This is a genomic window from Actinoplanes sp. NPDC049548 (assembly GCF_040676695.1).
In the GTDB taxonomy this organism is placed as follows: Bacteria; Actinomycetota; Actinomycetes; order Mycobacteriales; family Micromonosporaceae; genus Actinoplanes.
Genome location: NZ_JBFAPM010000015.1, coordinates 103244 through 125075, shown reverse-complemented (window position 1 = coordinate 125075; position 21832 = coordinate 103244). Strand labels below are relative to the sequence as shown.

16 protein-coding genes are annotated in these 21832 nt (G+C 71.8%); 10 read left to right on the top strand and 6 right to left on the bottom strand.

All coding sequences use genetic code 11. The features are described 5' to 3' along the window. Positions 1 to 15 precede the first annotated feature (15 nt). Entirely contained in the window at positions 16 to 1092 is a 1077-nt protein-coding gene (locus AB0J80_RS26970) for a GGDEF domain-containing protein (protein ID WP_364710122.1), read from the top strand. On the opposite strand, the gene AB0J80_RS26965 is transcribed toward AB0J80_RS26970, so the two are convergent. From AB0J80_RS26965 to AB0J80_RS26950, 4 genes are all read right to left on the bottom strand, one after another. After that, positions 1061 to 5797, bottom strand: a complete 4737-nt coding sequence (locus tag AB0J80_RS26965) for a hypothetical protein (RefSeq protein ID WP_364710119.1) — start codon at positions 5795 to 5797, stop codon at positions 1061 to 1063. The genes AB0J80_RS26970 and AB0J80_RS26965 overlap by 32 nt on opposite strands. Positions 5798 to 6539: 742 nt before the next feature. Continuing rightward, a complete protein-coding gene (locus AB0J80_RS26960) occupies positions 6540 to 6977 on the bottom strand; it encodes a hypothetical protein (protein WP_364710117.1) in 438 nt (145 codons plus the stop codon). Positions 6978 to 7213: 236 nt separating this feature from the next. Beyond that, positions 7214 to 8128 carry a pirin family protein gene (locus tag AB0J80_RS26955; protein WP_364710115.1) on the bottom strand — a complete coding sequence of 305 codons (915 nt, stop codon included), beginning with the start codon at positions 8126 to 8128 and terminating at the stop codon, positions 7214 to 7216. Next, positions 8125 to 9435: an acyltransferase gene (locus AB0J80_RS26950; RefSeq protein WP_364710112.1), complete on the bottom strand. Its 1311-nt coding sequence runs from the start codon at positions 9433 to 9435 to the stop codon at positions 8125 to 8127. Before AB0J80_RS26950 ends, AB0J80_RS26955 begins: the two co-directional genes overlap by 4 nt. 84 nt (positions 9436 to 9519) lie before the next feature. Here AB0J80_RS26950 and AB0J80_RS26945 point away from each other — a divergent pair, with 84 nt between their 5' ends. After that, the gene (locus AB0J80_RS26945; RefSeq protein ID WP_364710109.1) at positions 9520 to 10461 is read left to right on the top strand and encodes a hypothetical protein; all 942 of its coding nucleotides are present in this window, start codon (positions 9520 to 9522) and stop codon (positions 10459 to 10461) included. Here the strand turns inward: AB0J80_RS26945 and AB0J80_RS26940 are convergent. Both AB0J80_RS26940 and AB0J80_RS26935 read right to left on the bottom strand, forming a co-directional pair. Next, positions 10427 to 10855 (bottom strand): TIGR03618 family F420-dependent PPOX class oxidoreductase, encoded by a 429-nt coding sequence (locus tag AB0J80_RS26940; protein WP_364710107.1) that lies wholly within the window; start codon positions 10853 to 10855, stop codon positions 10427 to 10429. The two genes, AB0J80_RS26945 and AB0J80_RS26940, sit on opposite strands and share 35 nt — an antisense overlap. An 85-nt stretch (positions 10856 to 10940) precedes the next feature. Beyond that, a complete protein-coding gene (locus tag AB0J80_RS26935; RefSeq protein ID WP_364710106.1) occupies positions 10941 to 12371 on the bottom strand; it encodes a DUF2252 domain-containing protein in 1431 nt (476 codons plus the stop codon). 162 nt (positions 12372 to 12533) lie between these two features. On the opposite strand from AB0J80_RS26935, the gene araB reads away from it, so the two are divergent. The 8 genes from araB (at position 12534) to AB0J80_RS26895 (ending at position 21829) form a co-directional block, all read left to right on the top strand. Continuing rightward, positions 12534 to 14141 (top strand): ribulokinase, encoded by a 1608-nt coding sequence (gene araB / locus AB0J80_RS26930; RefSeq protein WP_364710103.1) that lies wholly within the window; start codon positions 12534 to 12536, stop codon positions 14139 to 14141. After that, positions 14138 to 14812, top strand: coding sequence for an L-ribulose-5-phosphate 4-epimerase (locus AB0J80_RS26925; protein ID WP_364710100.1), 675 nt, complete (start codon positions 14138 to 14140; stop codon positions 14810 to 14812). Before araB ends, AB0J80_RS26925 begins: the two co-directional genes overlap by 4 nt. Continuing rightward, positions 14809 to 16296 (top strand): L-arabinose isomerase, encoded by a 1488-nt coding sequence (araA, locus tag AB0J80_RS26920; RefSeq protein WP_364710098.1) that lies wholly within the window; start codon positions 14809 to 14811, stop codon positions 16294 to 16296. Before AB0J80_RS26925 ends, araA begins: the two co-directional genes overlap by 4 nt. A 115-nt stretch (positions 16297 to 16411) precedes the next feature. Next, a complete protein-coding gene (gene chvE / locus AB0J80_RS26915) occupies positions 16412 to 17539 on the top strand; it encodes a multiple monosaccharide ABC transporter substrate-binding protein (RefSeq protein WP_364710095.1) in 1128 nt (375 codons plus the stop codon). Between the two features lie 23 nt (positions 17540 to 17562). Further along, positions 17563 to 19080 carry a multiple monosaccharide ABC transporter ATP-binding protein gene (mmsA, locus tag AB0J80_RS26910; protein ID WP_364710094.1) on the top strand — a complete coding sequence of 506 codons (1518 nt, stop codon included), beginning with the start codon at positions 17563 to 17565 and terminating at the stop codon, positions 19078 to 19080. Then, positions 19077 to 20327, top strand: coding sequence for a multiple monosaccharide ABC transporter permease (gene mmsB / locus AB0J80_RS26905; protein ID WP_364710092.1), 1251 nt, complete (start codon positions 19077 to 19079; stop codon positions 20325 to 20327). The genes mmsA and mmsB overlap by 4 nt, the downstream gene beginning before the upstream one ends. Positions 20328 to 20393: 66 nt before the next feature. After that, positions 20394 to 21329 carry a DUF2332 domain-containing protein gene (locus AB0J80_RS26900; protein ID WP_364710089.1) on the top strand — a complete coding sequence of 312 codons (936 nt, stop codon included), beginning with the start codon at positions 20394 to 20396 and terminating at the stop codon, positions 21327 to 21329. Between the two features lie 122 nt (positions 21330 to 21451). Next, positions 21452 to 21829: a response regulator gene (locus AB0J80_RS26895; protein WP_364710088.1), complete on the top strand. Its 378-nt coding sequence runs from the start codon at positions 21452 to 21454 to the stop codon at positions 21827 to 21829. Positions 21830 to 21832 lie beyond the last annotated feature (3 nt).

The window sequence follows — 21832 nt, the reverse complement described above, 5'->3', positions numbered from 1 at the left end:
GGCCGATCTGGGGACGTGTTGTTCAGGACGGACCGCGCCGGATTCGAGCTGCGTGACCTGCACGGGGCTGCCCGCGCGGTCGCGTACCTGACCCTGGCCGGAGCCCCGTACCTGCTGGTCACGGGCGTCCTGACGCCGAACATCTCGCACCTCGGCGTCGTCGGAGTGGTGATCGCGTTCGTCGCCGTGGCGGCGATCGGGGTGATCTGCTGGCGGCGCCCCGCCCTCATGCCGCGCAGCTTCTGGTACATCGCGCCGATCCTGGCCACGGTGCTCATCACGGTGCTCAACATGGCCACCAACGACGCCAGCACCGGCGCCCAGCTCTTCTACCTCTGGCCCGTCCTGTACGCCGCGAACTTCCTCGGCCGCAGCGTCATCCAGCTCAACCTCGCCCTGATCTTCGCCGGTGACGCGGTGGCGGTCTTCACCATCCTCGGCGCCAGCCGGGGCCTCGCCGACTGGGTCGCGATGGTGCTGGCGTCGACGATGACGGCGGTCGTGGTCTCCAGCCTGCGTACCCGCGCCGACAAGTTCCGCGAGGTGCTGGAACGGCAGGCCAACGCCGACGCTCTCACCGGCCTGGCGAACCGGCGCTCCTTCACCGAGGCACTCGCCCGGGAGGCGACCGCGGCCCGCTCGTCCGGCCGCAGCCTCGCCCTGATCACGGTCGACCTCGACCACTTCAAGGCCATCAACGACACGTACGGCCACACCGAAGGCGACCGCGCGCTGCAGAAGGTCGCGACGGCCATGCGTACGGTCGCAGGCGACGTCGGCACGGCGGCCCGCCTCGGCGGCGACGAGTTCGTCATGCTCCTGCCCCTCAGCCGCTCGGCGGCGGTCGCCGTGGCGGAAGCGCTCACCCGCATGGTCGCGGCGGCCACAGACCTCCCGGGCGGCCCCCCGAGCCTCAGCATCGGCGTCGCGGTCCTCCCCGGCGACGCCGACACGGCGGAGGAGCTGGTGTCAGCCTCGGACGCGGCCCTCTACGACGCCAAAGCCTCCGGCCGCGGCAGAATCTCCACGGCCGTGCGGCCGCAGCACCCCGTACCGGAAGTCAGGACCTTCGTTCCGGATCCCCGCCGCTGACCGTGCCCAGAATCTCGCGGCGCAGCCGCGGATAAGGCCCCCACCCGTCCCGCAGCACATGGATGTACACGGCCTCGAGCGCCACATCGATCCGCTGCACCAGCTCCTGGTCGTCAGGCGCCCCCAACCGCACAGCCCGAGCGAAATGATCGAGCGCCTCCATGTGCCGCCCCTGGTCGAACGCGCTCCGCCCGGCATTCTCATGCACGACGCTGCGCAGGGCATCCGGAGCATCCGCGCTGGCAGCCTGCTCGAACAGCCGGTCCGCCTCCTGATGGTCACCCCGCAACCGCAGCACATGCGCCAGCTCGGCCTGCGCGATGACGGTGGCCTGCACATCCCCGGCAGACTCCGCATGAGCCAGCGCCAGCCGGCTCGCGGCCGCCGCCATCCCCAGCTCACCCAGCAACCGGTAGACCTCGGCCCGCACACTGAGCAGCCCCGCCCGGGCGACGTTGTCCAGCTCCTCGGCCAGCGGCTTGTCGAGCCGCTCCCCGAGCTCCCGGAGGGCGTCGCGGTCGTCGACGACCTCCTTGAGCGTGGCACCGTCGAGCCGCCAGCGGATCGCGGCGAGATCCTCCGGAGCCAGCGGGCGGTCCGCGTCGTCTGCCGGGCTTTCGGCCGCAGCGAGATCCTTCGGAGCCGGCGGGCGGTCCGCGTCGCCTGCGGAACTTTCGGCCGCGGCGAGCTCCTCCTGGGCCGGCGGGCTGTTGTCGTCGCCTGCCGGGCTTTCGGCCGCGGCCTCGCGGGGAGAGTCGTCGGCGGTGGGTGTCGCGGCCAGGCCGTTCACCAGCCCGGTGATGTCCAGGTCGATCGATACGCCGGCGGCCTTCTGGTCCGTGCCCCCGCCTTCGTCGCCCGCCGTCGGCGCGGGTCGGTCGGCATCCGTGGTTGCCTGCGGCTCCGCCTTGGGGTTGAACCACGTGGGACCGAGGTCGGCGTCCGCGTACTTGCGCGGCCCGTCCGGGCCGAAGGTGAGCAGCCGGCCGATCGGCTGGGCGTTCAACGCCGGGTTCGGGCCCGGGCGGTGGACGGGCGGCTCGGCGGAGACCGGATGGGTGGGGTTGTCCTTCTGGAGAGCCCGGGTCGCCTCGGCCTGGCGAGCCGCCTCGGCTTCGCGGGTGGCTTCGGTCAGGCGGAGGGCTTCTTCTGCGCGGCGGGCTGCTGTCGCGTCCCGGGCGATCTCCGCCTGGCGGGCCGACTCTGCTTGGCGGGTGGCTTCCGCCTGGCGGGCTGCCTCGGTGCGGCGGGCCACCTCGGCGAGGTGGGCTGCCTGGGCTTCCGCCTGGCGGGCTGTCTCCGCGCGGCGGGCGGCTTCGGCTTGGCGGGTTGTTTCCGCTTGGCGGTGAGCTTCGGCCCAGCGTGCGGCTTCGGCCTCGCGGGCGGCTTCGGCTTGGCGGGCGGTTTCCGCTTGGCGGGCGGCTTCTGCCTGGCGGGCGGCTTCCGCCTGGCGCGCCGCCTGTGCCTGGCGGGCTGCTTCCGCTTGGCGAGCGGCCTCTGCGTGGTGGGGTGCCTCGGTGCGGGCCGGCTCGGCGTGCGGGTTCGGGGCTGGGGGGAGCGGGTGGTGCGGTTCCGGTGGGCGAGGTGCCGGGACGCGGACTGTGCCCTGTCCGGACATGCCCATCCTGGAGGCGTCGCCGGCCGTGGTGGTCGGGAGCTCGTCCGTCGGCGCGCCCAGCAGGCGCGGATCGACAGTCGCCCGTCCGGAGGCTTCCGGAGGGGCGCCCGCCGGCCGTTGGGGGACCGAACCGGGTTCGCCGGCTGGGGCTCCGCTGATCGGCCGGTACTGAGTAGGGGCTCCGCTGGTGGGCTGGAATCCGGGGGCTCCACTGGTGGGCTGCTGGAAGCCGGCTGCGCTGATGGGGCGTTCGCGGCCGGGGATGGCGCTGATCGGGCGGTCCTGGCCGGGGACTGCGCTTGTCGGACGGTCCTGGCCGGGGGCTCCGCTGATGGGGCGTTCACGGCCGGGGATGGCGCTGATCGGGCGTTCCTGGGCGGGGGCTCCGCCGACGGGGGCGATGCGGGACGGCGGCCGCTGGGACGGGGGTACCGCGGTCGGCTCGCCCGTCGACAGGATCATCGCGGTGCGGGGGCCTCCGACGATGGGCCGCTCCGCGGTCGAGGCGTCGTCGTGCGCGGCCGGCGGGAGCTGGCCGGAGCGCGGGTCCGTACCGGCGGGGGCGTCCTGAGGGTCCGCCCACGGCTGGAACGCGGCGGCCGGTGCGCGCGGCGCCTCGAACGACGGCCGCTCGGCAGCGGGAACCCGCGGAGGCACAGCGGCAGCCGGCCGGCGAACGGGTGGCGGTGCGGTCGGAGCCACCGGCGGCGGAGCCATGGCCGGCATCGGCCGCGGAGCCGGACCCACGGGCGATCCGGGAGCGGCGGAGACCGGAGCAGCGCCGGCAACGGTCGGGCCGTGCGGCGACCGCGGAGCGGATGCAGCCGAGGCGTCGAACCCGGAACCCGGCGAATCGTCCTCACGGGCAGGCGAGACCGGCGCGGACGGAAGGGAGGATGGCGGGGCGTATGCCGCCGGGACGAGGCGTGCCCGACCGTCGCGTCCGGGCTCCGCGGGGCTGACGGGCGCACCTGCGCGGTGGCTGCCGGGCTGGTATGCGGCCGGGCTGACGGGGTTGTCGGGGCGTTGGTTGCCGGGCTGGTATGCGGCCGGGCTGACGGGGTTGTCGGGGCGTTGGACGCCGGGCTGGTATGCCGTCGGGCTGACGGGTGCGTCCGGGCGGTCCGCGTACGCCGCCGGGCTGACCGGTTGGTCGGGTGTGCCGCCGGCTCGTTCCGGTCCGGCTGGTGGGACGGCTGCCGTGCCCGGGCTCGGACGGCGGCCGTGGCGGTCCTGGCCGGGCGGGATGATCGGGCCGTCCGAGGTGATGTAGCCGACACGCGTGGGCCGGTTGCCCGGGCCGCCCGTTGCCTGCTCCGGTGGCGTCGAAGTGTCTGCTCCCGGCGTACCCGCCTGGAAGGCCGCCGGCGACTTGGGCACGGTCGGTGGTGCGGGGGTGACCACGCGGGGAGGCGCGGTCTGGGGGTCGGCCTTCTTGATCACCTTGGGTTGGGCCGGCGGGTCGGCCTTCTTGATGACCTTCGGGGCGGCCGGTGGGGTGGCCTTGCTGATGATCTTCGGGGCGGCCGGGGGAGTGGTGCGGCTCAAGACGCGAGGTCCCTCGCTGTCCCGCTCCGCGTTGCGGTCCTTCGGCTCCGCCGGCTGGTCGCCCCATTGGGCGGCGCGGTCCTCCGGTTGGGCGGCCGCTGCCGGAGCGTCTCGATCAGAGCGGTACGGGTCCTGCTCACTGGGCAGGTCCGACCAGAGTTCGGTACGCGCACGGTCCGCCCGCGTGCCCCGCCCGAACGCGGCGCCGGGCCGGCCAGCGGCCGCCTCGTCCACGTCGCGCCGCACCGGAGCGGAATCCTCGGCAGGCCGCACCGTCGCGCGCCCGAACGCCGGGACGTCCTGCCCTCTGCGGACGACGCCGTCCTCGCCCCGGCCGAAGGCCGCGCTGTCATCGCCGTCGCGGCGCAGCGCCGCCGCGTCATCCACACGACGATCGAAGCCGGCGGGGTTGTCCACACCGCGGTCGTAGGCGGCGGGGTTGTCCACACCACGGTTGAACGCGGCGGGGTTGTCCACACCGCGGTCGTAGGCGGCGGGGTTGTCCACACCGCCTTCGAAGGCGGCAGGGCTGTCCACACCGCGGCCGAAGGAAGCCGGGTTGTCCACATCCCGCCGGAACGCTGCCGGGTCGTCCACATCGCGCCGGAAAGCCGCGGGGTCGGACACATCGCGTCGGGAGGCCGCGGCCTCGTCGGCCTCGCGCGGAAGCGGGGCCGGGCTCTGAGGGCGCGAGCGACCGAACCGGCGCCGCTCACCACCACGCCGCCCGTCGTCACGCTCGTCCCGCCGGCGACCGCGGTCCCGCCGCTCGTCTGCGGCCAGTCCATCGTCGCGATCCGTCGCCCGGCCGTCGCGTGGGGCGTTTCCGGCACGCCGACGCCCGTCCTCGGACGGTTCGTACAGGTCTTCGTCGCTCGTCGGCGGCGTGACGCGGGCGCGCCCGGTGATCGGGGCCTCGGCGGGTTTGCGCCGGCTCAGGCGGCCGCGGCTCGGTTCCTCCTCCTGGTCGCCGTCCCAGAAGGACGATGTCTCGATGCGGCGGGCTCGCTGGGCGGTCACGTACCGGCGCTGTGCCTCCCAGTCGGAGGCGTCGAAGTCGCGGTCGTCGTACTCCAGCTCGTCGAAGTCGAGGCTGCGCATCTGCCAGCCCTCGACGCCGGGGGAGACCGGCGCGACGTCGAGATCGGCTTCCTCGAAGTCCGGGTCGTCCAGCCAGCTGGGTCGCTCGCCGTCGAAGGCCTGCTTGATCTGCTTCTCGCGGTTCGGCGACCGTTTGTAGCCGGCCTGTCGTCGCTCCCTGCGCTCGGCCAGCTCGTCGACGACCGGTTCCGCCGGGCGTGGTGCGGTCCTTTCCCGCGTACGGGAAATGGCCGGTGCCTCCTCGAAATCATCGTCGTCGACGTATTGCGCGCGGGGCGGTTTGACCGGTTCCGGACGCCGTCGTGTGTCGGGTCCCCAGCGCGAGAGGACGGCTGCATCCGCGTACGGGTCTCGGGCCGCGACGGTGGAGTCGGTGTACGGGGTCGGCCGCTCGTCGTCGTACTCGGCGTCCCAGTACTCGTCGTCCTCGTAGCTCATCGGGTCACCCCGGCGCCCAGGCGCGGTGCGGGGTGCGCCGAGCCGGCCCGATGCCGCATGCGTCCCCCTGTCCTCGCCGTCACGTACGCCGGCCGCGCGCCCCGTCACCACCCCTCGCGCGGTCGAGTTGGAAGGTTAACCACGGTTTTGCGCGGCGCGCTACCGCCTGTGGAGCCGCGTCACCCGACCCATGGACGCCCCTCGCGCCCTCGAGCCGGTCCGCCGCGGACGCCGGTGGCCCCCAACCCTCACCGGACACTACGGCCGTGACCGCCCATTGGTTCACTTTTCTCCGGGGCGCCATACGGATGGTCGAACGTGTTTGACACAGCGTCACGGCTCTCGGGCGCGCGGGCGCGCATTCCATGAACACCCACTCATGTTTCCGGCTGGGAGAAAACCCGAGAAGTTAAGCCATTCTTAATGGCCCGCTGAACCCGGCGACAAAAACGCATCCGCAGCCACGGGAAACCGCTTCACGGGTGCGGCTACAGAACGTGACCGTGTGGACGACCACGTCGTGGGACCTCGCACCAGGGCGCACAGGGTGGCGCCGTGGTGGAGACGGGTCACCCCGGCTCGGCGCCGGACCCTTTTGGCACCGTTTGCGAGCCGCCTCGACGGCCTCCCGATGAAGTGACGGATACCCGACACCGACGCGGTGGTTGCCCTGTCCGATCCAGCTCGCGCATGGTCACGGCGGATGTCGCGCACAAGGCCGTCGATGGGGATCGAGGCCCGGTCAGAGGCGGCCATGCCGGGTGAAATGCCCGATTGTTGCGGGCAGTACCAGTCCCGCGTCGGCGAGCCGGTGCAGCAGGGCGATCAGCTCCCCGCGGGTCAGCTCACCCGGCTTTCCCGGTGCTCGGTGCGGCACGTCGAGCGCCTGGGCGGCCTCGACGGCTCGTGCCGCGATCGCCGCCTCCACCGCCCAGAGCCGGTGGGCCAGCATGGCGACGTGGGCCGAGCGGGTCAGCTCGTCGTGCAGGCGCAGGAGGCGGCGCAGGTCCGCGGCCAGCTGTTCGATCGGCGGTCCGAGTGGCCGCGGCTCGCGTTCGGTGCGGTCGGGCCAGCGTGCGGCGATGCGCGCGCACAGCTTGGGTGCGTAGACGACGGCCGCGCCCACGAGGGTGGGTGTCAGGGTGACGATGGCGAGCTTTCCCACGTCCAGCAGGCTCATGACGCTCCTCAGGCCCGCGTGACAAACGATGCATCTCCGACGATCCGCCGCCCCGCGACCAGCGTCAAGCCGACTTTGTGCGACATCGCCGCTGGCAAACGTGGCTGATCAGCTTGGGGCTCGGCGGGCCGCAGGGTTGGGCGGGCCGGAGGGTTGGGCGGGCCGGAAAGCTCGGGCGAGCCGGAGGGCTCGGCGCGCCAGAGGCCGGGGTGCCGGAGATCCGGGTGCCGCGGCGGTCAGCGCACGCGCCCGCGGGGGACCAGGCGCGTGATCGGCATCGGCGGCGCGGGGATCGGCGGCCCGTCGTAGCCGCGTACCTGCCCGAACCGACCCGCCGTCTCCCAGTCCTCCCGAGCCGCCACGATCTCCTCGTGGTCGCGGGCGACGAAGTTCCACCACATCACGAGCTGTTCCTCGAACGGCTCGCCCCCGAGCAGCATCACGCGGCTCGCGGGGCCGGCCGTCAGCGACAGCGATGACCGGCCGTCGCCCAGGTACACCAACAGGCCGGGGCCGGCGGGCACGTCCGCCACGGTCACCGTCCCGTCCAGCACCAGGACGGCGTACTCGTATCCGGGTTGCAGCGGAAGCCGGGCCGCCGTGCCGGCCGCCAGCGTGATCTCGGCGCCCGTCAGCGGGGTGTGGCACCGCGCCGGGGATCGTGCCCCTGCCAGGTCGCCCATGAGGACCGTGGCGGTCATGCCGGGCTCGGTCAGGACCGGGAGGTCGTCGTGGTGGGTGAAGGCCGGGGCCATGTCGCGGTCGCTGCCGGGCAGCGCTACCCACAGCTGTACGCCCTGAAGTACCGCACTGTGCTCCGACGGCGTCTCCTCCGAGTGGGAGATGCCCCGCCCCGCCGTCATCAGGTTGAGCTGACCGGGCCGGATCTCCTGGCGGCTGCCGAGGCTGTCCCGGTGCAGGATCTCGCCCTGCACCAGCCAGCTCACCGTCTGCAGCCCGATGTGCGGGTGCGGCCCGACCCGCATGCCCGCCGACCGGCTCAGGTCGTGCGGCCCGTACGCGTCCAGGAAGCACCACGCGCCCACCATGCGCCGCTGCTTGCTGGGCAGGGTCCGCGTGACCTCCATGCCGCGCGGCCCGCCGAGCGCAACCGGCATGCCGTCCAGCAGCTCGATCGACGAGTCCGTCACCTCCGCCACGCTACTCCGCGCCGGTGGAGGAGCGCGGCACCGAGCGCCATCAGCACCAGCGCGACCGGCGCGGTCACCGGGATCCCGGCCATCAGCGCCGTGCGGCCCTCGAGCAGTCCGCCGAAGCCGACCGCGGAGACTCCGAGCACTCCCAGCGTGCACGCTCCCGCCCCGAAGGCCGCGCGTGCCGCCGGAGCCGAGGGCGCGATGTCGGCGTCCCGCAGCGTGTCGAAGCGCCGGAAGGCCGCCACGAACGCCGCGGTGACGGCCGCGGCCGCTGCCAGCCACACCGGCCGGGTGAGCCACCACGATGCCGTGCCGGGGGTGCCGCCGATCCCCGACCGGAACGTCGCGAGCAGCACGAATGCGGCGCTCAGGTGCCAGAGGAAGGCCGTCATCGCGAGCCCGTTCGCCGCGACCACGGCTCGCCAGACGCGCGCCCGGGCGAGCAGGCGGGTGGCCGGCGCGCGCAGCAGCATCGCCAGGCCGGTGAGCCAGAGCGCGTGGGCCGCCAGCGCCAGCGTCGGCGGGGACATGTTGGAGATCGGCTGACCGGGTACCCCCACCATCGACACCGGGTACGGCCCCACGGTCGTCAGGAGCAGCAGCCCGGCCAGGCCTCCCGCGGCGAGGCGGGCGCCGTACCGCGGGAGGGTGCCGTCCGCGTACAGGAAGCCCAGCTGGTGGATCGCGGCCCACACGAGCAGGAGGTTGAGGACCGCGGGTCCGGCGTACCCGTGGAAACGCAGGCCGTCCACGACGGCGGCCGCGCCCAGTAGGACGACCGGGACGCGTCCGCCGAACCTGCGGTGCAGCCGCAGCATGACCGGGGCGAGCGCGACCAGGGCCAGGTAGACGCCGAGGAACCACAGTGGTTGCACCACGGTCCGCAGCGCCACCCGCACGATCCCGTGGTCGTGCCCGGCCAGGGCGGCAGCGAGCGCCGCCGCCAGCCACACGCCGAGGAACACCGATGCCGGGCGCAACAGCCGCAGGGTCCGCGACCGGACGAAGTCGGCGTAGCCGCCGCCGCGGCGGGCGATCGACGCCCAGGCGGTGGCGTGCGCGAAGCCGCCGACCATGAAGAACAGCGGCATGACCTGGAAGAGCCAGGTCAGCGGCTGCAGCACCGGGACGACGGCGAGGACGTTGGTGATCCGGTCACCGCCGGCTTCCGGTACGGCCATGAGCCAGTGCCCGGCTATCACGACACCGAGCGAGACCACCCGGAGCAGGTCGACGTAACGGTCCCGGGCGGCCGGGGTGCGGGCCGCGAGCCGGGCCGCGGAGAGCGTGGCGGAGGTCATGGGAGATCACCCTGCCGCCACGGCGGGCGGCGGCGGATGAGCCCGCGTACCCAACCCGGTCCGGGTATACGGTGGCCCGAGCCCGTGGACATGGAGGTCGATGTGCTGGCTCGCCGTGCTGTCACCGTCCTGACCGTCGCCGCCCTCGCCGGTTGCAGCAGCGACGGCCGGCCCGTCGAGGAGGCGACGCCGTCACGGGCGCCCGCGAGCGTGGCGCCGGCGCCCGTGGATCCCGCTCCGCCGCCGAAGGAGCTGCCGCTGGGCGGCACGAAGGTCTTCCCGGCCTACCGTGTCGTCGCCTACTACGGCACCGCCGGCAACGCCGCTCTCGGCGTGCTGGGTGAGGGCAGCCCGGACAGGATGCTGCCGAGGCTGCGCGCGGCGGCGAAACCCTTCGCCGGTGGCCGCAAGGTGCAGGTCGCCTACGAGCTCATCGCCAGCGTCGCCCAGGCCGGGCCGGGCGAGGACGGCGACTACAGCCGGATGATCCCCCTGGACCGCATCGCGCACTACGTCGACCAGGCGAAGCGCCACAAGGTCCTGGTCATCCTGGATCTGCAGCCGGGCCGCGGTGACTTCCTGCCGCAGGCCCGGCGGCTCGAGCGGTTCCTGGTGCAGCCGCACGTCGGGCTGGCCCTCGACCCCGAGTGGCGGATGCCGGCCGGCAAGGTGCCCGGGAAGACCATCGGGCGGGTCGGCCCGGCGGAGGTCAACCGGGTCTCCGCGTACGTCGCCGGCCTGGTGACGCGGCACGCGCTGCCGGAGAAGCTGTTCGTGCTGCACCAGTTCCGGGCGTCGATGCTGCCCGGCGTGGCGAGGATCGAGAAACGGCCCGGCCTGGCGATGGTCCAGCACGTCGACGGGTTCGGTACGCGGTCCGAGAAGAACGCGACCTGGAACCGCCTGCGCCGCCCCCAGCAGTTCCACCTCGGCTACAAGCTCTTCTACGACGAGGACGTCAAGCGGTACGGCGCGGCCGACCTGCTCAGGTTCAGGAATGTTCCGGAGCTGGTGAGCTTTCAGTGAGCCGCGCCGAGCCCAGCATCCTGGTGATCGTCACCTCGAGGACGACCCGCTCGGGGTTCGGGCGCGGCTGCCGGTAGCGCTCGGCGTAGCGGCGTACGGCCTCGGCGACGGCACCGGGGTCGTCGCGGACCACGGCGATGCCCTCGACCGTGCACCAGCGCGCGCCGTCGACCTGGCAGACGGCGACCTGCTGCGCCCCGGCGAGCACGTGCCGCACCTTGGCCGAGGTTCGTGAGGCGGTGACGCGCAGCAGGCCCGCCTCCGGGTCGAGCGTCGCCCCGACCGGTACGACGTGCGGCGAGCCGTCGGCCCGCAACGTGGTCAGCGTGCACAGATGCCGCTCGCGCCAGAACTCCTGGACCGCCGGGGAGTCCAGGCTCACCCGCCCGCTCACGCTCGTCCTCCCGTTGGCATGCCCTCCTGGCCCTCGCTGTCGCGGCAGGCGTGCAGCGCCGGTCCGGTCAGCTCGGTGCAGTCGGTCATGCCTTCTCCGCCGGGAGGGCGCCGGCGCGGACGGCGGAGACCAGGCGCTCGTGGTCGCGCTCGACCTGGTCCGCGTACGCCCGGGCGAACTTGCACAGCATCTCGTCGAGCTTGTCGCTGCCCCCGATGTACCCGGAGATCATCGACGCCCCGCTGGTACGCGCGTGGCTCTTGGCGAGCAGGTAGCCGCAGATACCGGCGTAGTCCTCGAGCGCCGACGCATTGATGTCCTCGATGATGATCGCGCCCTTCATGTCGCGGAACTGCCGCACGTAGTACTGCACGTCGCCGACGGTGGTCCAGCCGAGCAGCGGGTCGCTGACCGTCTGCAGCGCCTGCTGGTACTCCACCACACGCTGCCCCTGGTGCCGGTGCCAGGCCGCCGCGCCGTGCTGGTGCTTCGCGATGACCGACCGCCGCGCCTGCTTGAGCTGCAGGAACACCACGTCGTCGGGGCTGCTGCCCTCGCACAGCGCCACGTACGCCCGCAGCCCGACCGACCCCACCCCGACGACCTTGTGCGCGATGTCGACGATCCTGTACCCGGCGAGGATCCGCGCCCAGTGCGGCGGCAGCGTGTTCAGGTAGCCGTCCAGCGCCGCGGACAGGTACTCGAGGTCGGTGTCGCTGGGCCGGGTGATCAGCGGCGGCTCCTGGACCAGCTTGACGGTGCCGTCGCGCTGCTCGGTGAAGCGCGGCAGGGCGCGGTCGCTGGTGCGGCGGCGGGCGCGGCGGGCGGCACGTTCGATCTCGTCCTTGAAGCTCGCCTTGGTGGCCGCCTTGCGCAGGTCGTCGACGTCGACCGTGTCGAAGGAGCGGGCGAGCAGCGGCTGTTCGGCGAGGTGCCCGATCTGTTCCCTGTACTCCTGGACGCAGTGCCGGACGGCGTCGCCGCAGTCGTGCTCGCGGAACCCGTTCTGCCGCCCTGCGACGTACACGCTGGTGACCAGCCGGCGCAGGTCCCATTCCCAGGCGCCGGGGTGTGCCTCGTCGAAGTCGTTGAGGTCGAAGACCAGCTCGCGCTCGGGCGAGGCGTAGAAGCCGAAGTTGCCCAGGTGGGCGTCGCCGCAGATCACCGGGGTGATGCCGGTGTGCGGCAGCCCGGCGAAGTCGTCGGCCATGATGTTCGCCGAGCCGCGCAGGAACGCGTACGGCGAGGCGATCATCCGCCCGACCCGGACCGGGATCAGCCAGTCGAGCCGTCCCTGGTGGGCGTCGACGAGCTGGTCGACGGGGTCGGGCCGGCCGGGCGCGGGCGTCCACTGGGCGAGGTCGGAGCGCGGTGAGCGCTCGCGCAGGGACCGGCCGAGCTCGTACCGCTCGGCGCGGGGCCGGGCGGGCCGGCGCAGGGAGCGGAAACCGTCGTCGCCGCCGCCGTCGATGACGACATGGCCACCGGGCGGTACGGGAGCAGGGCTTTCTTCCATCACCGCTGAGCCTACGCAGGTCAGCGGGCCGGGATGGGGCAGCCCCGCCGACGCCGTCATTGTTATCGCTAACAATCGGCGGCCCGGCTCATCTTGACAACCGAAATTGTTAGCGTTCACACTCGACGCACGCCGCCAATCCCCCCGTGGAGGTACCTCGACATGTCCTACGTGATCGGTGTCGACTTCGGGACGCTGTCGGGGCGCGCGGTCGTCGTCCGCGTCGCCGACGGCGCCGAGCTCGGGTCCGCCGTGCACGAGTACCCGCACGCCGTCCTCACCGACGCGCTGCCCGGCGGCACCAGGCTCGGCCACGACTGGGCCCTGCAGGTGCCCGCCGACTACGTCGAGGTGCTGCAGCACGCCGTGCCGGCCGCGGTGGCCGCCGCCGGCATCGACCCGGCGCAGGTCATCGGCATCGGCACCGACTTCACCGCCTGCACGATGGTGCCCACCACCGCCGACGGCACGCCGCTCAACGAGCTGCCGCAGTTCGCGGACCGGCCGCACGCGTACGTGAAGCTCTGGAAGCACCACGCCGCCCAGCCGCAGGCCGACCGGATCAACCAGCTCGCCGCGAAGCGGGGCGAGCCGTGGCTGGCCCGCTACGGCGGGCTCATCTCCTCGGAGTGGGAGTTCGCCAAGGGCCTGCAGGTCCTCGAGGAGGACCCCGACGTCTACGCCGCCATGGACCGCTGGGTCGAGGCCGCCGACTGGATCGTCTGGCAGCTCACCGGCTCCTACGTGCGCAACGCCTGCACGGCCGGCTACAAGGGCATCCGGCAGGACGGCCACTACCCGTCGCCGGAGTTCCTGGGCGAGCTGAACCCCGCGTTCGCCGGCTTCGTCGCCGCGAAGCTCGACCAGCCGATCGGGCTGCTCGGGGAGGCGGCCGGCACGCTGAGCGCGCGGGCGGCGCAGTGGACCGGACTGCCCGAGGGCATCGCCGTCGCGGTCGGCAATGTGGACGCTCACGTCACGTCGGCCGCCGCGCAGGCGCTCGAGCCGGGGCAGATGGTGGCCATCATGGGCACCTCGACCTGCCACGTCATGAACGGGGCGGAAGCCGCCGTGGTGCCGGGCATGTGCGGCGTGGTCGACGGCGGCATCGTCGCCGGGCTGTGGGGCTACGAGGCCGGGCAGAGCGGGGTCGGCGACATCTTCGCCCACTACGTGCCGCCGACGTACACGCACGAGCAGCTGACCGAGCTGGCGGCCGGGCAGCGCCCGGGCGAGCACGGTCTGCTGGTGCTGGACTGGCACAACGGCAACCGGTCGGTGCTGGTCGACCACGAGCTGTCCGGCCTGGTGGTGGGGGAGACCCTCGCGACGCGGCCGGAGGACGTCTACCGCGCGGTCATCGAGGCCACCGCCTTCGGTACGCGGACCATCGTCGAAGCCTTCGACCGCGCCGGCGTGCCCGTCCACGAATTCGTCGTGGCCGGCGGCCTCATGAAGAACGCGCTGGTCATGCAGATCTACGCGGACGTGCTCCGGCGCCCGCTGTCGGTGATCGGCTCGGACCAGGGGCCGGCGCTGGGCTCGGCCATCCACGCGGCGGCCGCCGCGGGGGCGTACCCGGACGTGCGGGCCGCCGCCGCGGTGATGGGCCGCAAGCAGGACGCGGTGTGGCGCCCCGACCCCGAGGCGGGCGCCGTCTACGACGAGCTGTTCGAGGAGTACACCCGGTTGCACGACTACTTCGGCCGGGGCGAGAACAAGGTCATGCGCAAGCTGCGGGCCATCAGACGCCGGGCGGTGGTCTCATGATCGTCTCGAGCCGCATCCGCGAGCTCCGCCGGCAGGTCGCCGACCTGCACGCCGAGCTGCCGCGCAACGAGCTTGTGGTGTGGACGGCCGGCAACGTGTCGGCCCGGGTGCCCGGCGAGGACCTGCTGGTCATCAAGCCGTCCGGGGTGCGCTACGACGAGATCACCCCGGAGAACATGGTGGTCACCGACCTCGACGGCAACCTCGTCGAGGGCGAGCTCAGCCCGTCCAGCGACACCGCGGCCCACGCGTACGTCTACAAGCACATGCCCGAGGTCGGTGGCGTGGTGCACACCCACTCGACGTACGCGACTGCGTGGTCCGCGCGCGGCGAGGCCATTCCCTGCGTGCTCACGATGATCGCCGACGAGTTCGGCGGGGAGATCCCGGTGGGGCCGTTCGCGCTGATCGGCGACGACTCGATCGGCCGCGGCATCGTCGAGACGCTGCGCGGGCACCGGTCGCCGGCCGTGCTCATGCGCAACCACGGCGTCTTCACCATCGGCCGGGACGCCCGCGCCGCGGTCAAGGCGGCGGTCATGTGCGAGGACGTGGCCCGCACGGTGCACATCTCCCGGCAGCTCGGCGAACCCCTGCCGATCGGTCAGGCCGACGTCGACTCGCTCTACGCCCGCTACCAGCACGCCTACGGACAGGAGCCCGCCAAGTGAAGCCCCAGATCTGGTTCCTGACCGGAAGCCAGCACCTGTACGGGCCGGAGACCCTCGAGCAGGTCGCCGCCCAGTCGCAGGAGATCCAGCAGCTGCTCGTCGCGGGCGGGCTGAGCGCGCAGGTCGTCGGCAAGCCGGTGCTCACCGACAGTGCGGCCATCCGTACGGTCATGCTCGAGGCCAACGCCGACCCGGCCTGCCTCGGCGTGATCGCGTGGATGCACACGTTCTCGCCGGCCAAGATGTGGATCACCGGCCTGGACGCGCTGCGCAAGCCGCTGCTGCATCTGCACACCCAGCTCAACCGGGCGTTGCCGTGGGAGTCCATCGACATGGACTTCATGAACCTCAACCAGGCCGCGCACGGCGACCGGGAGTTCGGCTACATCCAGACCCGGCTCGGGGTGGCGCGCAAGACCATCGCCGGGCACGCCGCCGACCCGTCGGTCGTCGCCCGCATCGACGGCTGGGTCCGGGCCGCCGCCGGGGTCACCCACCTGCGCAGCCTGCGGCTGGCGCGCTTCGGCGACAACATGCGCGGCGTCGCGGTCACCGAGGGCGACAAGGTCGAGGCCGAGCTGCGGTTCGGCGTCTCGGTCAACACGTACGGCGTGAACGACCTGGTGGCGGTGGTCGACGCGGTCGAGGACAAGGCCGTGGACGAGCTCGTCGCCGAGTACGCGGACGCGTACCGGATCGCGCCGGAGCTGGCCCGCGGCGGTGACCGGCACGAGTCGCTGCGCTACGCCGCGCGGATCGAGGCCGGTCTGCGGCAGTTCCTCGGCGACGGCGGCTTCGGGGCCTTCACCACGAACTTCGAGGACCTGGGCGGGCTGCGGCAGCTTCCCGGCCTGGCCGTGCAGCGGCTGATGGCCGACGGCTACGGCTTCGGCGGCGAGGGCGACTGGAAGACCTCCGCGTTGCTCGCGGCCGTCAAGGCCATGGGTACGGACACCGGCCGCGGCACATCGTTCATGGAGGACTACACGTACCACTTCGGGCCCGGCGAGCCGAAGATCCTCGGCGCGCACATGCTCGAGGTCTGCCCCTCGATCGCGGCGGACCGCCCCTCGTGCGAGATCCACCCCCTGGGCATCGGCAACCGTGAGGACCCCGTACGCCTGGTGTTCGACGCCGCTCCCGGCGCGGGCGTGGTGATCGGCATGGCGGACCTCGGCGACCGTTTCCGGCTGGTGGCGAACACCATCGAGGTGACGCCGCCGGACGAGCCGCTGCCGAGGCTGCCGGTCGCCCGGGCGGTGTGGAAGCCGGCGCCGTCGCTGTCGACGTCGGCCGAGTCCTGGCTGACCGCGGGCGGCCCGCACCACACCGTGCTGACCCAGGCCGTCGGGGTCGAGCCGCTGCGGGACTTCGCGCACATGCTGCACACCGAGCTGCTCGTGATCGACCAGCACACGACCGCGCACGACTTCACCGACCGCGTGCGCTGGAACCAAGCCTATTACCGCCAGTTCCCCAGTTAATGGCCAAGGTAACGCCCCGGTAACGAACATGTCCGGACCTGTTCACTTCTGATCGTACGTGCGAGAAAGTCGTCCCACTCGTTCGACCATCGCCGCCACCCCCCAAGGAGCAAAGATGAAGTTCACCCGGCTTGCGTCCGTGGCCACGGCCATGACGCTCGCGGCGGCGATGGCCGCCTGCGGTTCCAGCGAGAAGAAGATCGACCAGCAGGGCGCCGGCGCCGACAACAAGGGCGCGCTGGTCGGCGTGACCATGCCGACCCGGTCCTCCGAGCGGTGGATCAGCGACGGCGACAACGTCAAGAAGCAGCTCGAGGCGCTCGGCTACAAGGTCGACCTGCAGTACGCCGAGGACAACATCCCGACGCAGACCCAGCAGCTCGACAACCAGATCACCAAGGGCGCCAAGCTGCTGATCATCGCGTCGATCGACGGCACCGCGATCACCACCCAGCTGGAGAACGCGAAGGCCGCCAACATCCCGGTCATCGCGTACGACCGGCTCATCCGCAACAGCCCCAACGTCGACTACTACGCCACCTTCGACAACTTCAAGGTCGGCGTGCAGCAGGCGACGTCCCTGCTGACCGGCCTCAAGGTGCTCAACGCCGACGGCTCGAAGGGCTCGGCGAAGGGCCCGCTGAACATCGAACTGTTCGCCGGCTCGCCGGACGACAACAACGCCACGTTCTTCTTCAACGGTGCGATGAGCGTGCTCAAGCCGTACCTCGACAACAAGACCCTGGTGGTCAAGAGCAACCAGACCGACTTCAAGCAGGTCGCCACGCTGCGCTGGCAGCCGGCCGTCGCCCAGGACCGGATGGAGAACCTGCTGACCTCCACCTACCGTGGCGGCGCCAAGGTGGACGGCGTGCTCTCGCCGTACGACGGCCTCTCGATCGGCATCCTGTCGGCGCTCAAGAGCAACGGCTACGGGACCGCGGGCCAGCCTTACCCGATCGTCACCGGCCAGGACGCCGAGCAGGCGTCGGTGAAGTCGATCATCAAGGGCGAGCAGTACAGCACCATCTACAAGGACACCCGGGCGCTGGCCAAGACCACCGTCGAGATGGCCGACGCGGTGCTCAAGGGCCAGACCCCGAAGACGAACAACACCAAGGACTACGACAACGGCAACAAGGTCGTCCCGTCGATGCTGCTCGACTCGGTCATCGTCGACAAGAGCAACTACAAGAAGGAGCTCGTCGACTCGGGCTACTACACCGAGGCCGACCTGAAGTGACCAGCCCCGACACCATCCTTCACATGCAGGGCATCACCAAGACGTTCCCCGGCGTCAAGGCCCTGCAGGACGTCACGCTGGACGTGCGCCAGGGAGAGATCCACGCGATCTGCGGGGAGAACGGCGCCGGCAAGTCCACGCTGATGAAGGTGCTGTCGGGCGTGTACCCGCACGGCTCGTACGACGGAGAGATCATCTTCGCCGGCGAGCCGTGCCGGTTCTCCGGCATCCGCGACAGTGAGAGCCGCGGCATCGTCATCATCCACCAGGAGCTGGCGCTCGCCCCGAACCTGTCGATCGCCGAGAACATCTTCCTCGGCAACGAGCAGGCCAGCCGGGGGTTCATCGACTGGAACAAGACCAACGCCGCCGCCGCGGAGCTGCTGCGCCGCGTGGGGCTGCGGGAGAACCCGACCACCCAGGTGCTCGACCTCGGCGTCGGGAAGCAGCAGCTCGTCGAGATCGCCAAGGCGGTGTCCAAGCGGGTGCGGCTGCTCATCCTCGACGAGCCCACCGCGGCGCTCAACGACGAGGACTCCGAGCACCTGCTCGACCTGCTGCGCGGGCTGCGGGACGAGGGCATCACCTGCGTGATCATCTCGCACAAGCTCAACGAGGTGATGGCCATCGCGGACCGGATCACGATCCTGCGCGACGGCCGCACCATCAAGACGATGAGCGTCGTCGAGGACGAGGTCACCGAGGACAAGATCATCTCTGGCATGGTGGGGCGCGACCTCGACCACCGATTTCCGCCGCACGAGCCGCACGTCGGCGAGGAGGTGCTGCGCATCGAGGACTGGACGGTGCACAGCCCCACCCAGCACGGCCGGGTGATCGTCCAGGACGCGAACCTGTCGGTACGCCGGGGCGAGATCGTCGGCCTGGCCGGGCTGATGGGCGCCGGCCGCACCGAGCTGGCGATGAGCGTCTTCGGGCGCTCCTACGGCACGAACATCTCCGGCCGGCTGTACAAGGACGGCAAGGAGATCCACCTGCGCTCGGTGCGGGACGCCATCGACCACGGCATCGCGTACGCGACCGAGGACCGCAAGCGCTACGGCCTCAACCTGATCGAGGACATCAAGCGCAACGTCTCCGCGGCGGCCCTGCGCAAGCTGGCCAGGAGCGGCTGGGTCGACGACAACGAGGAGTTCAAGGTCGCCGACGAGTACCGGCAGTCGCTGAACATCAAGGCGCCCAGCGTCTCCAGCATCACCGGCAAGCTCTCCGGCGGTAACCAGCAGAAGGTCGTGCTCTCGAAGTGGATCTTCACCGATCCGGACGTGCTCATCCTCGACGAGCCCACCCGCGGCATCGACGTGGGCGCCAAGTACGAGATCTACACGATCATCAACCGCCTCGCGGACGCCGGTAAGGGCGTCCTCGTGATCTCGAGCGAGCTGCCCGAGCTGCTCGGGCTCTGCGACCGTATCTACACCCTCGCCGAGGGGCGGATCACCGGTGAGGTGCCCCGCGCCGAAGCCACCCAGGAGGGTCTGATGACCCTGATGACCCACGGACAGGAGGTCGCGCGGTGACCAGCGTGGCACCCACCAACGCCGACCTCGCGCTCGGCACGCCCTCGGCCTCCGAGCCGGGCAACGCGCCGCGGAGGTTCAACTTCAACCTGCGGCAGAGCGGCATCTACATCGCGTTCGCGCTGATCGTGCTCCTGTTCACGGTGCTGACCGGCGGTGACATGCTGGCGCCGCAGAACATCAGCAACATCGTGGTGCAGAACTCCTACATCCTGATCCTGGCCATCGGCATGATCATGGTGATCATCGCCGGGCACATCGACCTCTCGGTCGGCTCGGTGGTGGCCGCCAGCGGCGCCTTCGCCGCCGTCATGATGGTCAACTGGGACGTGCCCTGGCCGCTGGCGCTGCTGATCACGCTGGTCTTCGGCGGGCTCATCGGCGCCTGGCAGGGCTACTGGATCGCGTACTTCGGCATCCCGGCGTTCATCGTCACGCTGGCGGGCATGCTGCTGTTCCGTGCCGTGACGCTGCTGATCCTCGGCAACCGCGGCATCGGCCCGTTCCCGGACGAGGTCCGTACGCTGGCCAACGGCTTCACCGACGGTTACCTGGGCAACATCGGCCTGGGTGCGCTCGGCGGCGCCGACCTGTTCAGCCTCCTGATCGGCCTGGTCGCTGTCGGCGCGATCGTCTACACCCAGTGGCGTACCCGCGCCGCACGCCAGCACTACCTGCAGGCGGTCGAGCCCCTGCCGATGTTCATCACGAAGATCGTGATCGCCGCGGTGATCCTGATGTTCGTGATCGTGCAGCTGGCCCGGTTCCGCAACCTGCCGTGGGTGCTCGTGCTGCTGGCGGCGCTGGTCATCGGCTACTCCGTGCTGACCAACCGGGCGGTCTTCGGCCGGCAGATCTACGCCGTCGGCGGCAACCTGCAGGCCGCCACGCTCTCCGGCGTCAAGGTCAAGAGCGTCGTCTTCTGGCTCTTCGTCAACATGGGCGTGCTCGCGGCCGTCGCCGGCATCATCTTCGCCGGCCGGCTCAACCAGGCGAACCCGACCGCGGGCAACGCGTTCGAGCTGGACGCGATCGCGGCGGCCTTCATCGGCGGCGCGGCGGTCCAGGGCGGCGTCGGCAAGGTGGTCGGCGCGATCACCGGCGGCCTGATCATGGGTGTGATCAACAACGGCATGAGCCTGATCGGCGCCCCGAGCGAGCAGGTCATGCTGGTCAAGGGCGCGGTGCTGCTGGCCGCGGTGGCCTTCGACGTGTGGACCAAGCGGCGTTCCGGCGCGAGCCGGTGAGAGACGCCCGTCACGGGTGAGAGGGGTCGAAGGGGGTGGCGTCCTGCCACCCCCTTCGCTTGTCCCATGACGATCGGACAGCGGTACCTCGACTTCGCCGCCCGGGAAGCGCGCGGCGTCTCGCCCGTGTACGAGAGGCTCGCCTCGGCGGTGGCCCACGACGACGAGCTGCTGGCGCGGCTCGGCGACCTGCCCGAGGCCAAGCGGCAGCCCAACCTGTTGTTCGGCGTGGTCCGGCTGCTCGGCGGCCCGGTGGACGACCCGGCCGCGTTCCACGACTACGTCCTGGCGCACTGGCCCGCGATCGCCGCCGAGATGAGCTCCCGGATCACGCAGACGAACGAGCCCGGCCGCTGTGCGGTGCTGCTACCCGTCCTCGCGTCGCTGCCCCAGCCCCTCGCCTTGCTCGAAGTCGGTGCCTCGGCGGGCCTGTGCCTCTACCCCGACCGCTACGCGTACCGGTACGGCGACCACGTCATCGGCGCCGGCGAGCCCGTCCTCGACTGCGCCGCGCAGGGTGCGCCGCTGCCGGACCGCCGGCCCGAGGTCGTGTGGCGGGCCGGTCTGGACATCAACCCGCTCGACGTCACCGACCCGGCGGACGTGGCGTGGCTCGATGCGCTGATCTGGCCGGAGCACACCCACCGCCGCGCGCGGTTGCGAGCCGCGGCCGCCGTCGCCGTCGCCGACCCGCCGGTGCTGGTGCGCGGCGACGTGCTGGACGACCTGCCGGCCCTCGCCGCGCAGGCGCCGCCGGGCGCCACCCTCGTCGTCTTCCACTCGTCGGTGATGTACCACGTGCCCGAGCCCCGCCGGAAGGCGTTCGCCGAGGCCGTGGCCGCCCTGCCGGGCCACTGGATCTCGAACGAGGCGCCGGACGTCATCGGCTTCGACGGGCTTCCCGAGCCGCCGGACGACGCCCACCACAACGTCCTCGCCCTCGACGGACGGCCGCTCGCCTGGACCCGCGGCCACGGGCAGGCGATCACCTGGTTCGGCTGATGCATCATCCGGCGGGGTCACTCCGCGAATGCAACGTGCCAGACTGCTCACCTCCCGGGATGCCCGCCGATAGAGCAGGCACAGCGGCGCGTAGTGCCGCCGGTCACACGAGGGAGACTGGAATGCTGGTGATGGTGGTCGACGATTCCCGCGCCATGCGCGCCATCCTGCGCCGCATCGTCGAGGCGGTGGGCTGCGAGACCATGGAGGCCGACAACGGCCGCACCGCCCTGCAGGCCCTCGACACCGCCGACCGCATGCCGGACCTGGTCATGGTCGACTGGAACATGCCCGAGCTCAACGGCCTCGAGTTCATCGGCGCCGTCCGGGCCCGCCAGGAATGGCGCGACATCACGCTCATGATGGTCACCACCGAGAGCGAGCAGAGCCAGATCGTGCGCGCCCTCGCCGCCGGAGCCCACGAGTACGTCATCAAGCCGTTCACGTCCGAGGTGATCGCCGAGAAGCTCTCGATGCTGGGTCTGCTGTCGGCCGCCTAAGGT